Source organism: Curtobacterium sp. VKM Ac-2865 (assembly GCF_015350905.1).
Classification (GTDB): Bacteria; Actinomycetota; Actinomycetes; order Actinomycetales; family Microbacteriaceae; genus Curtobacterium.
The window spans coordinates 231863-243637 of the sequence record NZ_JADKRZ010000004.1; the positions used below are offsets into that span (position 1 = coordinate 231863).

Genomic DNA, 11775 nt, shown 5'->3' on the forward strand with positions numbered 1-11775 from the left:
GCAGCGGGAGCGGAGCGGGATAGGTTGGGCACATGACCTCGCTGGCGGCACCGACCCGCGTTCGGACGCGCGCTCCCGGCAAGATCAACGTGTTCCTGTCCGTCGGTGCCCTGCAGGACGACGGCTACCACGACGTGGCGACGGCGTACCAGGCGGTGTCCCTGTTCGAGGACGTCGTCGCGGAACCGGCCGACGACTTCACCGTGACCTTCACCGGCTCGGTCGACACCACGGGCGTGCCGGTCGACGGCACGAACCTGGCGATCCGGGCCGCGCGGCTCGTCGCGGAGACCGCCGGGTACTCCGGCGGTGTGCGGCTGACGATCGACAAGCGGGTGCCCGTCGCGGGCGGCATGGGCGGTGGCTCGGCGGACGCCGCGGCGACGCTCCTGGCGGTCGACACGCTCTGGGGCACGGCCCTGGGTCGCGACGAACTCCTGCGGCTGGCGGCCGAGCTCGGCGCGGACGTGCCGTTCGCCTTCGCCGGCGGCACCGCGGTGGGCACCGGGCGCGGCGACGAGCTGAGCCCCGCGCTGGCCAAGGGCGAGTTCCAGTGGGTGCTCGCGCTCAGCGACGACGGCCTGTCCACACCCGCCGTGTACCGCGCGCTCGACGAACACCGCGAGCGCTACCGTGCCGACATCGCGCCGGCGCCGTCGACGCCGGTCGTCGAGTCGAACGTGTTGCAGGCCCTCCGTGCCGGCGACCCGGACCTGCTCGCCGACTGCCTGCACAACGACCTGCAGGCCCCGGCGATGCACCTGCAGCCCGGGCTCGCCGCCACGCTCGAGGTCGGGGAGCGCTCGGGCGCCCTCGCGGGGCTGGTGTCCGGCAGCGGGCCGACGGTCGCGTTCCTGGTCGCCGACATCGACGCCGCGCTCGAGGTCCAGGTCGCGCTGAGCGCCGCCGGGCTCGTCGCGGTGCGTGCCACCGGGCCGGTGCACGGCGCGCGCGTGGTGCACTGACCGCTCTCGCGCTCGCGCGCTCTCGCCCGCCTCGAGCGGGACGAGGCTCGTCCCTGGCGACCGTTCTCGGGCCTCGGTCCGCGAGGACAGTCGCCCAGCACGAGCCTCGTGCCGTCCGGGCGCTGCCGGTGGGCTCAGTCGGCCAGGCGCTGGAACAGGACGTGGTCCTGCCACTCGCCGGCGATCCGGAGGTAGCGCGGCGCGTAGCCGTAGCGCTCGAAGCCGTTGTTCGCGAGGACCCGCTGCGACCGCTCGTTGTGGGGGAGCGTGCCCGCCTCGACACGGTGCAGCCCGAGCCGGTCGAAGGCCATCCGGGTCGCGAGTCCGACCGCCGCGGTCGCTGCGCCGTTGCCCGCGGCGTCCTCGGACACCCAGTAGCCGAGCGTCGCGGAGCAGAACGCCCCCATCACGATCGAGTTGAGGTTGATCCGTCCGACGACCACCCCGTCGGTGGTGATGACGAGCGGCATCATCACGCCCTGCTGTCGCCGCCGGACCGCCGACTGGATCTCGGCGCGCTGCCCGTCCACCGTGAAGAAGGTCTCGGGGCGGGCCGGGTCCCACGGAGCGAGCCAGTCGCGGTTCCGAGCGAGGAGGTCGCCGAGCCGTTCGGCGTCGGCGGGCTCGATCGGGCGGACGTCGTGCTGCATGACGGCAGCATGGCACACCGAGCGTCCACGCCCTCGGAGGTCAGCGGACGCGCACGTACTCCGTCATGATGACCGTGCCGGTCTTCCAGCGCTGCTCGGCGACGAAGCCGTGTCGTTCGAGCACCTCGGTGGTCTTCGGCTCCTTGTTGCGGGAGGTCCCGCCGACGAACCAGACGGTGTCGATGTCGCCCAGGCGTGCCGGCACCGTCGTGGCGACGTCGCCGGTCTGGTTCCACAGCACACCGGTCTCGGCGCCGTTCTTCCGCACGCCCAGGTCGGTCATGCCGGTGAACGCCCACGGGTAGGAGACCCGTATGATGTCGGCCGTGGTGCCGGGGTGCCCGTAGACACTGCCGAACACGACTCCTTCGTCGGCGTCGGGGCGGGCGTCCCGCGCGGCGGCGATGATCGATGCTGCCTTGGCCCAGGTCGAGTCCTGCTTCGCCATCGGCTGCTTCACGGCGACGGCCGCGGGGATGGACAGGACGAGCAGGAACGCCACGGCCCCCGCGACCCACGCCCGCGGGCGGAGGAGCGTGACGGCGAGGGCGATGAGGATCGCGACGAAGGGCAGGCTCAGGCTGGCGTACTTCGGCGAGTACAGGTGTTCACCGAGCGCCGTCGCCCCGACGAGTGCCGCGGTGGGCACGACCATGAGCGGGAGTGCGACCCGCACGGCCTGCATCCGGAAGAGCGCCCGGACGGTGGGGGAGGGGCGACGGGCCTGCACGACCGCGGCCACGACGCCGACGACCATCAGCGTCCAGGCGACGGCGGCCGTGGCGTCGTCCGCGCCGAACCAGGCCGTGGCGAAGACCTGCGCGAGGGTGCGGTCGCCGACGGGGCCGATCCACCCGACCTGCCGGGACTGCGACACCACCGCGAGCACGAACGGGGAGGCGATGAACGCTGCGGCACCGGACGCGATCGCCCACCGCACGAGCGCCCGCCCGGGCACGAGTGGCGGTGCGAGCTGGGCGCGGACGGACAGGTCGGCCCGCCGGAGCTCGGACCGGCGGGCGAGCAGGGTCCAGAGCAGGACGACGGCGTGCGCGACGACGGCGAGCGACAGGTAGACGTTGAACGTGACCGCGACCAGGGCGAGTGCCCCGTAGGCGATCCACCAGCGGGTGGCGTGGTGGCGCGACCGCGTGCGACGCATGGCGGTGAGGCCGACCAGGGTCAGGCAGACCGACAGCGTGGTGATCGTGGCGTAGGGACGGCCCTCGGACCCGGCCCACTGCACACGGGGCAGCGCGAGGAAGACGAGACCGGCGACGATGCCGAGTCGCCGGCCACCCAGGCGGCGCCCGAGTGCCACGACCAGGGCCGCGGCGACGCCGATCGCGAGTGCGCTCGGGAAGCGGAGGGTGAACGGCGTGTAGCCGACGAGCCAGAACCACGCATGCATGAGGGCGTAGTAGAGGCCGTGGACGGCGTCGACCGAGTGGAGCTCGGCCCAGAGCTGGGCCCAGGACCGCTGGGCGCTCGTGACCGTGGCGGCTTCGTCGTACCAGAGCGACGGCACCCACGAGAAGGCGGCCGTGATGAGGACGGCCAGGGCACCGATGGTGAGTTCCGGGGTCCGCACGACGGCGAGGCCGACGGCGCCGGACACGCCACGCAGCCGGGTCCGCACCGCGGGGGCGGACACCTGACGGGGCACGCCGATGGTGCCGGTACGGGGGGAACTCACGGGGCCGACGGTATCGACGGCCCCTGGGCGACGACCCGATGATCTGCCCCGTGCTCCTGAGAATGTCACATTGTGGTTCGGAGCCCTCACAGCATCCGACGGGTCGGACCTGCGGGCGTCGAGTGGGGCAGAGCCGCTAGCATCCGGGGATGAGTCGGTTGCGGGTCAAGGACGCGGCGCGGTACCTCGGGGTGAGTGACGACACGGTCCGGCGGCTCGTGGACGCCGGCACCTTCTCGCGTCTTTCGGACGATGCCGGTCGTGTGGTGCTCGACGGGCGCGAACTCGCCGTGCACGCGAAGGCCCACGGCGGCGCGCTGCCCGACCCCGCGTCGTCCGTCAGGAGCTCGGCGCGCAACCGCTTCGTGGGGATCGTGACCGAGGTCGTCACGGACACCGTGATGGCGCAGGTCGAGCTGCAGTGCGGGCCGCACCGGGTCGTCTCGCTCATGAGCGCCGAGGCCGTCCGGGACCTCGGGCTCGAGGTCGGGTCCGTGGCCGTCGCCTCGGTCAAGGCCACGATGGTGACCGTGGAGACCCCCGATGACGACGACTGACGACACCGCCCCGACCCCTGACCACGCGGCCCCGGCCACCGCCCCGCTCACCCCGGCCCGCCGCCGCCTCGGCTCCCGCACCGCCGCGCTCGACGCCGGCGGTGACCGCACGCTCGAGCGGCTCGCGGCGGCGCGGGTCCTCGTCCTCGGCGCCGGTGGCCTCGGCGCCCCGGTCGTGGCGTACCTGGCTGGCAGCGGGATCGCCCGGCTGACGATCGTCGACCCGGACGTCGTCGACCCGTCGAACCTCGCGCGGCAGACGCTCTTCACCGCGGCGGACGTCGGCCGTCCCAAGGCGCAGGTCGCCGCCGAGCGTGCCGCTGCCGTCGACCCCGAGTGCCGCGTCGACGCCGTCGTGGAGCGCTTCCACGCCGGGCTCGTCGCGGGGCACGACGTGGTCGTCGACGCCGCCGACTCGCTGCTGGTCACCCGGGCCGTCTCGGACGCCTGTGCGGCCGGGCACGTCCCGTTCGTCTGGGGGAGCGCCCTCGGGTACGACGGGCAGGTCACCGTGTTCGACGACCGGGTCGTCGACTTCCACGACCTGCACCCGGACGTGCAGCCGGACGAGGGCTCGTGCGCGCTCGACGGTGTCCTGCCCGCGCTCTGCGGTGCGGTCGGCTCCGTGATGGCCGCGCAGGTCACCGCCCTGGTCGCCGGACTCGGCGAGCCCCTGCTCGGCCGGGTGCTCAGCGTCGACGCCCGGCGGTGGCGCTGGACCGAGAGCCCGCTCCGCCGGGGGGCCGCGTCGCACCGTCCGGCGCAGCACGCCCCCGCCGACGACACCGTGCTGCCCGTGATCGCCGCGTCCGCCCTCGCCGCCCGGATCGCGGACCCGGCGGACGACGTGCTCGTCGTCGACGTCCGGACGCCGGAGGAGCGCGCGCAGGGTGTCGTGCCGGGTGCCGTGCCGCCGGAGGACCTGCCGGCCGACGACGGGCGCGTCGTCGTCGTGGTGTGCGCCCGCGGCCCCCGCGCCGTCGCGTGGGCCACCGAGGCGACCGCGTCCGGCCGCACCGCGGTGGTGCTCGACGGGGGCATGCAGGCATGGGAGCGCGAGGGGCTCCCCACCACCTGAGTCGCATCTGCGGCTAGGTTGGTGTCCAGGAGACGCGCCTGCGTCCGAGGGAGACGCACTGTGCGCAGCAAGACCACGACCACGATCACCGTCGCAGCTGCAGCGCTGGTGCTGCTCACCGGCTGCAGCACCGGCCAGGCGAGCGGCACGGCGAGCGGCACGAGTACGCCCAGCAGCACGAGCCAGGCGACCGCTGGCCCGACGGGCTCGATCACCGTCTTCGCCGCCGCGAGCCTGCAGCAGACCTTCACCACGCTCGGGAAGGACTACGAGCATGCGCACCCCGGCACGACGGTGACGTTCTCCTTCGCCGGCTCGAGCGACCTCGTCACACAGATCCAGAACGGTGCCCCCGCCGACGTCTTCGCGAGCGCCGACGAGCCGAACATGCAGAAGCTCACCGCCGCCGACCTGATCGACGGCAGCGCACCGGCCTTCGCGACGAACACCCTGCAGATCGCCGTCGCGCCCGGCAACCCGAAGCGCATCGACGACCTCGACGACCTGACCGCACCCGGCCTGCAGGTCGTCACGTGCGCCGCGCCCGTGCCCTGCGGTGCGGCGACGCAGAAGGTGGAGCAGGCCGCTGACGTGACGCTCCGCCCGGTCAGCGAGGAGCAGTCGGTCACCGACGTGCTCGGCAAGGTCGAGTCCGGTCAGGCCGACGCCGGTCTGGTCTACGTCACGGACGTCCGCGGCGCGGGCGGCAAGGTCGACGGGGTCACGTTCGACGCGGCGCGGAAGGTCGTCAACACCTACCCGATCGGCGTGGTGCACGGAGCTGCGAACGCCGATCTCGCCCGGTCGTTCAGCGCGTACGTCCGATCGGAGGATGGACAGAAGGTCCTGGCTGACGCAGGGTTCGGCGCCCCGTGAGCGCACGGCGACCCACCCCGTGAAGACCCCCTGGTGGCTCCCCGTCCCCGCGGTCCTCGGCGGCCTGTTCGTCGTCGTGCCCGTCCTCGCGATGGTCGGCCGGGTGCACTGGGGCTCCTTCGCCGCGCTCGTCACGTCCCCCGCGTCGCTGACCGCTCTCGGCCTGAGCCTCGGCACCGCCGCTGCCGCGACGGGCATCGCGTTCGTCCTCGGCCTGCCGCTCGCCGTCGTGTTCTCCCGCGTCCGCTCCCGCTGGGTCGGCGTGGCCCGTGCGGTCGTCCTGCTGCCGCTCGTGCTCCCGCCCGTCGTCGGCGGGCTCGCGCTCCTCGCGGCCTTCGGTCGGCTCGGACCCGTCGGCAGCTTCCTCGACGCGCACGGCGTCCGCATCGCGTTCACCACCGCGGCGGTCGTGATGGCGCAGACGTTCGTCGCGATGCCGTTCCTGGTCACGTCGGTCGAGGGTGCCCTCCGCACCAGCGGCGACCGGTACGAGCGCGTCGCCGCCACGCTCGGCGCGGATCCGACCCGCGTCCTGCTCACCGTCACGCTCCCGCGGGCACTCCCGGGCATCGCCTCGGGCCTGGTGCTCTGCTTCGCCCGGGCCCTCGGGGAGTTCGGCGCGACCCTGACCTTCGCCGGCAGCCTGCAGGGCGTCACGCGGACCCTGCCGCTCGAGATCTACCTGCAGCGCGAGGTCGACCCGGACACCGCGATCGCCCTGGCGCTCGTCCTCGTGGTGGTCGCGGTCGTCGTCATCGGCGCGACCTCGGTCCGCTCCGGTCTCCGGCCGGTGACGGCATGAGCGGCCTGCACGCCCACGTCGTCCTGCGGGGCCGCGACGTCGACGTCACACTCGAGGTCGGTCTCGACGAATGCGTCGCCCTGATCGGGCCGAACGGCGCCGGCAAGTCCTCCGTCGTCGAGGCCGTCGCCGGGCTGGTCCGCCTCGACGCCGGCGCGGTGTCCATCGGCGGCCGCACCGTCGACGACGGCCGGCACCGCGTGCCCTCGCACCGCCGCCGGGTCGGCCTGGTCGCACAGCGCCCGGACCTGTTCCCACACCTGTCTGTCGCTGGCAACGTCGCCTACGGTCCGCGTGCCTCCGGTGTGCATGGACGGGAGGCCCGGCTCCGCGCCGACGCGGCCCTGACGGTCGTCGACGCGCTCGCCCTGGCACCGCGCGACCCCGGCTCCCTGTCGGGCGGGCAGGCGCAGCGGGTCGCGATCGCACGGGCCCTCGCCGCGGACCCGGCGGTGCTGCTGCTCGACGAGCCGACCTCGGCACTCGACGTCGAGGCCCGCGAGCACGTCCGGGCAGCCCTCGTCACGGCGACCGCCGGCCGGCCGACGGTCCTGGTCACGCACGACCCGATCGAGGTCGTCGCCCTCGCGTCCCGCGTGGTGGTGCTCGAGCACGGCCGGGTGGTCGAGACCGGCACCACCGCCGAGGTCCTCGGCCGCCCGACCAGTGCCTTCGGCGCCGCGTTCTCCGGGCTCGCGCTCGTCCCGGGGACGGCCACGGCGACCGGGATCGCGCTCGACGACGGAGGCGAGCTGGTGTCGGGGACCGGCACCGAGCCTCCCGGGCGGGTGGTCCTGGCCGCGTACCACCCGACGGCCGCCGTCGTCACGCGGGACGGTGCCGGGCTGGCGCGCCGGGTGCGCACGGTCGAGCCGCGGGACGGACTGGTCCGTGTCCGGGCTGGCGAGCTCGTCGCCGACGTGACCGTGGCCCGGGCAGCCCGACTCGGACTGGTGAGCGGGGACGCGGTGCGCATCGCGGTTCCGCCGGACGAGGTGGACGTCTACGCCCCACGTCGGTGAGCCGGACGCGTCGGTGAGCTGGCCGCGTCGGTGGCAGGATTGCCCGATGACCTCGAGGATCCTCCGGGCCTGGCCGGTCGGCACGCCGATCATCGCCGCCCTCGTGCTCGTGCCGGCGTTCGTCATGCACGACCTCGGCACGGTCGCGGTCGTCGTCGTCGCGGTGGTGCTCGCCGGGACGATCCTCGCCGCGGTGCACCACGCTGAAGTGGTCGCGCACCGCGTGGGGGAGCCGTTCGGGTCGCTCGTGCTCGCCGTCGCGGTCACCGTGATCGAGGTCGCGCTCATCATCACGTTGTCGAGCTCCGGCGGACCGAAGGCCGAGACACTCGCGCGGGACACCGTGTTCTCCGCGGTGATGATCACGATGAACGGGCTCGTCGGGCTCGCGATCCTGATCGGGACGCTGCGGCACAACACCGTGCGCTTCAACCAGGAGGGTGCCTCGGCGGCCACCATGACCGTCGCGGCGCTGGCCGTGCTGACGCTCGTGCTCCCGACGTTCACCACCGGCACCGACGACTCGTCGTTCACCATGGCGCAGCTCGTGTTCGTGGCGCTGGCGTCCCTGGCGCTCTACGGCCTGTTCGTCGTCACGCAGACCGTCGCGCACCGGGACTTCTTCCTGCCCGTCAACCGGGCGGGCGGCGTGCTGACCGAGTCCGAGGACGCCCACGCCGAGCGACCCACCAGCCGCGCGACGTTGACCTCGCTCGGGCTGCTGCTGCTGGCGCTCGTCGCCGTGGTCGGGCTCGCGAAGGTGGAGTCGCCCGCGATCGAGGCCGGCGTGGCCGCGGTCGGCTTCCCGCCGTCGTTCGTCGGTGTCGTCATCGCGCTGCTGATCCTGCTGCCCGAGGGCATCGCCGCGTCGAAGGCAGCCGCGCGCAACCGCATCCAGACGAGCCTGAACCTGGCGATGGGCTCCGCGATGGCGTCGATCGGCCTGACGATCCCGGCGATCGCCGTCGCGTCGTTCTTCACCGACGGGGTGCTGCTGCTCGGGCTGGGGTCGGCGCAGATCGTGCTGCTCGCGCTGACGATCGTCGCCGCGGTGCTCACGGTGCTGCCTGGTCGTGCGACACGGCTGCAGGGCGGGGTGCACCTGGTGATCTTCGCCGCGTTCATCGTCCTGTCCGTCAGCCCGTAGGCGCGGGGCCGGGCGGGTCGGGCGCGCGCGGGTCGTTTCGCGCGGAGGAGGCCCTTCCGCGCGTAGGGGGTTGTCCCGCGCGTAGCGAGTGGGAAGTTCCGACCCGCAACGCGCGAAACCGCTTCCCATCGCGGGCGTCATGGGAAGGAGCGCGCGCCCCCACCCCGGGTCTCAGCCGCCGGCGAAGGGCGGCATCACGTCGACCAGCCCGACCCCGGCGAGCGCGGTCGCCCGGTCGCGGGTGGTGACGCCGTCGACCAGGTACGAGCACCGCTCCTGCAGGGCCGCCCACCGCTCGGGGTCGACGGCCGGCACGCTGCCCAGCGCCTCGGCGAGCGTCGGGGCGTCGGAGCGCAGCTCGTCCGTGCCGACCGCAGCCCGTGCGGCGGCGAAGAACCGGATCGTGGTCATCGTCATCCTCCGATCGCGGACATGCCGCGCGCCGGGTGCACCATGCCGTCCTGGTCGTCGCCGTGGTCGCGCGGCTTCGCCCACATCGCGAGTCGCCAGGCGTCGAGGACCTCGGCGTCCGAGGCACCGGAGCGCATCGGCCCGAGCAGGTCGGCCTCCTCGTCGGAGAACAGGCAGCTGCGGACGTGGCCCTCGGCGGTCAGGCGCGTGCGGGTGCAGTCGGCGCAGAACGACTCGGTGACGCTGGCGATGATGCCGACCGTGCCGAGGTCCTGCCCGGTCGCCCGCGAGACGACCCGGAAGCGCTCGGCCGGGGCGCCGTCACGTGGTGCGGTGTCCGGCGTGAGCACGTACTGGTCGCTGAGGAGCTCGCGGGTCTCGGCAGCGGTGACCATCGAGGTGCCGTCCCAGGCATGCCCGGGGTCGAGCGGCATCTGCTCGATGAAGCGGAGCTCGTGGCCGCGCTCCAGGCACCAGGCGAGGAGCTCCGGCGCCAGGTGGTCGTTCACGCCGCGGAGCAGCACCGCGTTGACCTTGACCCCGAGACCGGCGTCCGCAGCGGCCGCGATGCCGTCGAGGACCCGGGCGAGGAACGGACGCCGGGTCACCGTGGCGAAGACGTCCGGGTCGACGGTGTCGAGCGAGACGTTCACCCGCTCGAGTCCGGCGGCACAGAGGTCGGTGGCGCGCGAGGCCAGCCCGATCGCGTTCGTCGTCAGCGAGAGCTCGACACCGAGTGCGGCGCACCGGGCGATGACGTCGACGAGGTCGGCGCGGAGGAGCGGCTCGCCCCCGGTGAAGCGGACCTTCCGGACGCCGAGGTGGTCGGCGCCCAGGCGCACGAGCCGCTCGATCTCGGCCGCGGTCATCAGCGCGTCGGTCGGGATGACGGGCAGCCCCTCGGCCGGCATGCAGTAGGTGCAGCGGAGGTTGCAGCGCTCGGTCAGTGACACCCGCAGGTCGACGGCGCGGCGGCCGAAACGGTCGACGAGGCCGTCGTCGCCCAGGGGTCGCGGCGGGATCGAGGACTCGGCACGCACGCGGCGGAGCAGCCCGGACGCAGGCAACACCGAGGACCCAGGCGCAGCTCCGGCAGCCGGAACGGGGAGGAGCCCCGTCGACGGGAGCGCGCGGGCGGTCATGGCAGCGATGATACGTGCAGCCGCCGGTCCCGCCCGGGGACCAGCCGGTCCCGCCACCGCACCCAGTCCGACCGCTCGGTGCGGATCAGGGTGACGACGACGATGACGAGCACCGCGCCGCCGAGCCACCAGCGGTAGGCGTCGACGTTCGGCCAAGCCCCGCGCACGGCGATCGCGAGCGCGAGCGCGGACCACTCCCACCGGCCGGACAGCGCCACGAACGGGATGAGCAGCAGCGCGTACCAGGGGTAGCGCGGGGTCACGGCGAGGAACGTCACGCCGATCATGAGCACCTCGCCGGACCACGGCCGGCTCGGGTCGGACAGCCGCCAGGCCAGCACCGCGGCGACGAGCACGGCCAGCCCGACCACGACGGTGCCCGCGTCACCGGGGACGACCAGCGACACGAGGGCGAACCGGGACCCGTCCTCGTAGCCCTCCTCGGTCAGGTAGCCGGGCAGGTACCCGAGGACCTTCGTCCCCGTCGACGCGATGTAGGGCACGTAGAGCAGCCCGAACACCGCGATGCCGACCGGGATCGACCACCACGCCCGCCATCGCCCGAGGAGCGCCGGGTACACGAGCGCCGGGATGAGCTTCGTGCACGTCGCCGCGCCGAGCATGATCCCGCCCCAGATCGGCCGTCCGAACGCGACGAGCACGGCACCGCCGGTGGCCAGCGCGGCCCCGACGACGTCGACGTGGGAGTTCGTGACCGCTTCGGCGGCGACGAGCGGGGACCAGGCCCAGATCGCGGCCCACCAGAGCGGACGGCCGGTGCGGCGGAGCACCAGGAGCAGCCCGACGGTGATGCCGAGCGAGACGACGAGCCCGGCGAGCTGGAACGGCCAGTACTGCGCCGTGGCGGGAACGACCGAGCGGACCAGCGCGAACCACATCTCGGCGAACGGCGGGTAGATCGTGGGGACGTCCACGCGGTTGATCGCGACGCAGTGGCCGTCGGCGCCGTCACCGAGCCCGTGCAGCCGCGGTTTCAGGTTCTCGCACGTGCCGTCGACCTTGTCCGGGAACAGCCAGTCGGGCCGCAGGTGTGCCAGCGCCTCGGACTGGGGGGTGTGCGCGTAGGGGGAGACCCCGGCATGCTGCACGATGCCGTCCCACGAGTACCGCGCCGAGTCGGTGCTCGTGTTCGGCGGCCCGGCCATCGCGGCGATCCCCACCACGAGTGCACCCGCGAGGACGATGATGGTGACCAGGCGGGCCGGGACGAACCGCAGTGCGATGACCGCGATGACGAAGACCGTCCAAGCGATCAGGGTCCACGCAACGAATGACGTTCGATGACCGGACCGGAGGAACCCCAGATGCGTGACGCCGACGGCGATGACGCCCGCCAGGGCCAGCACGCCGACGACGGCGAGCACGGTCGAGAGCAGATGGCCGTGACGAAGTCGCATGATCCGTCGAG

At 73.6% G+C, this 11775-nt stretch carries 12 protein-coding genes; 7 read left to right on the top strand and 5 right to left on the bottom strand.

Annotated features, from left to right (window positions below; all coding sequences use genetic code 11):
• The first annotated feature begins 32 nt into the window (after positions 1–32).
• Entirely contained in the window at positions 33–965 is a 933-nt protein-coding gene (locus ITJ54_RS11830; protein ID WP_194628504.1) for a 4-(cytidine 5'-diphospho)-2-C-methyl-D-erythritol kinase, read from the top strand.
• A gap of 134 nt (positions 966–1099) precedes the next feature.
• Here the strand turns inward: ITJ54_RS11830 and ITJ54_RS11835 are convergent, their stop codons facing one another.
• Entirely contained in the window at positions 1100–1615 is a 516-nt protein-coding gene (locus ITJ54_RS11835; protein ID WP_194628506.1) for a GNAT family N-acetyltransferase, read from the bottom strand.
• Positions 1616–1655: 40 nt separating this feature from the next.
• Positions 1656–3311 carry a glycosyltransferase family 39 protein gene (locus ITJ54_RS11840; RefSeq protein ID WP_194628508.1) on the bottom strand — a complete coding sequence of 552 codons (1656 nt, stop codon included), beginning with the start codon at positions 3309–3311 and terminating at the stop codon, positions 1656–1658.
• Positions 3312–3460: 149 nt separating this feature from the next.
• Here ITJ54_RS11840 and ITJ54_RS11845 point away from each other — a divergent pair, with 149 nt between their 5' ends.
• The 6 genes from ITJ54_RS11845 to ITJ54_RS11870 are packed head-to-tail and all read left to right on the top strand — an operon-like array spanning position 3461 to position 8793.
• Positions 3461–3868: a TOBE domain-containing protein gene (locus ITJ54_RS11845; RefSeq protein WP_194628510.1), complete on the top strand. Its 408-nt coding sequence runs from the start codon at positions 3461–3463 to the stop codon at positions 3866–3868.
• Positions 3855–4946 carry a HesA/MoeB/ThiF family protein gene (locus tag ITJ54_RS11850; protein ID WP_194628512.1) on the top strand — a complete coding sequence of 364 codons (1092 nt, stop codon included), beginning with the start codon at positions 3855–3857 and terminating at the stop codon, positions 4944–4946. Before ITJ54_RS11845 ends, ITJ54_RS11850 begins: the two co-directional genes overlap by 14 nt.
• Positions 4947–5006: 60 nt before the next feature.
• Positions 5007–5822: a molybdate ABC transporter substrate-binding protein gene (modA, locus tag ITJ54_RS11855; protein WP_323741702.1), complete on the top strand. Its 816-nt coding sequence runs from the start codon at positions 5007–5009 to the stop codon at positions 5820–5822.
• The gene (locus ITJ54_RS11860) at positions 5779–6624 is read left to right on the top strand and encodes an ABC transporter permease (RefSeq protein WP_194628514.1); all 846 of its coding nucleotides are present in this window, start codon (positions 5779–5781) and stop codon (positions 6622–6624) included. The genes modA and ITJ54_RS11860 overlap by 44 nt, the downstream gene beginning before the upstream one ends.
• The gene (locus ITJ54_RS11865) at positions 6621–7646 is read left to right on the top strand and encodes an ABC transporter ATP-binding protein (protein WP_194628516.1); all 1026 of its coding nucleotides are present in this window, start codon (positions 6621–6623) and stop codon (positions 7644–7646) included. The genes ITJ54_RS11860 and ITJ54_RS11865 overlap by 4 nt, the downstream gene beginning before the upstream one ends.
• Before the next feature lie 46 nt (positions 7647–7692).
• Entirely contained in the window at positions 7693–8793 is a 1101-nt protein-coding gene (locus tag ITJ54_RS11870; RefSeq protein WP_194628518.1) for a calcium:proton antiporter, read from the top strand.
• A gap of 171 nt (positions 8794–8964) precedes the next feature.
• On the opposite strand, the gene ITJ54_RS11875 is transcribed toward ITJ54_RS11870, so the two are convergent.
• Genes ITJ54_RS11875 through ITJ54_RS11885 form a run of 3 tightly spaced genes read right to left on the bottom strand, consistent with a single transcriptional unit; the run spans position 8965 to position 11764 of the window.
• On the bottom strand, positions 8965–9204 hold the full coding sequence (locus ITJ54_RS11875) for a MoaD/ThiS family protein (RefSeq protein ID WP_228509308.1): 240 nt from the start codon (positions 9202–9204) through the stop codon (positions 8965–8967).
• A 2-nt stretch (positions 9205–9206) separates the two neighbouring features.
• Entirely contained in the window at positions 9207–10346 is a 1140-nt protein-coding gene (gene moaA, locus ITJ54_RS11880) for a GTP 3',8-cyclase MoaA (protein ID WP_194628522.1), read from the bottom strand.
• Positions 10343–11764 (bottom strand): glycosyltransferase 87 family protein, encoded by a 1422-nt coding sequence (locus ITJ54_RS11885; RefSeq protein ID WP_194628524.1) that lies wholly within the window; start codon positions 11762–11764, stop codon positions 10343–10345. The genes moaA and ITJ54_RS11885 overlap by 4 nt, the downstream gene beginning before the upstream one ends.
• Positions 11765–11775 lie beyond the last annotated feature (11 nt).

Coding starts and splice junctions, on each gene's coding strand:
- ITJ54_RS11875 (WP_228509308.1), bottom strand. CDS start 9,204: ATGACCACGATCCGGTTCTTCGCCGCCGCACGGGCTGCGGTCGGCACG.
- moaA (WP_194628522.1), bottom strand. CDS start 10,346: ATGACCGCCCGCGCGCTCCCGTCGACGGGGCTCCTCCCCGTTCCGGCT.
- ITJ54_RS11835 (WP_194628506.1), bottom strand. CDS start 1,615: ATGCAGCACGACGTCCGCCCGATCGAGCCCGCCGACGCCGAACGGCTC.
- ITJ54_RS11830 (WP_194628504.1), top strand. CDS start 33: ATGACCTCGCTGGCGGCACCGACCCGCGTTCGGACGCGCGCTCCCGGC.
- ITJ54_RS11845 (WP_194628510.1), top strand. CDS start 3,461: ATGAGTCGGTTGCGGGTCAAGGACGCGGCGCGGTACCTCGGGGTGAGT.
- ITJ54_RS11860 (WP_194628514.1), top strand. CDS start 5,779: ATGGACAGAAGGTCCTGGCTGACGCAGGGTTCGGCGCCCCGTGAGCGC.
- ITJ54_RS11870 (WP_194628518.1), top strand. CDS start 7,693: ATGACCTCGAGGATCCTCCGGGCCTGGCCGGTCGGCACGCCGATCATC.
- ITJ54_RS11885 (WP_194628524.1), bottom strand. CDS start 11,764: ATGCGACTTCGTCACGGCCATCTGCTCTCGACCGTGCTCGCCGTCGTC.
- ITJ54_RS11865 (WP_194628516.1), top strand. CDS start 6,621: ATGAGCGGCCTGCACGCCCACGTCGTCCTGCGGGGCCGCGACGTCGAC.
- ITJ54_RS11850 (WP_194628512.1), top strand. CDS start 3,855: ATGACGACGACTGACGACACCGCCCCGACCCCTGACCACGCGGCCCCG.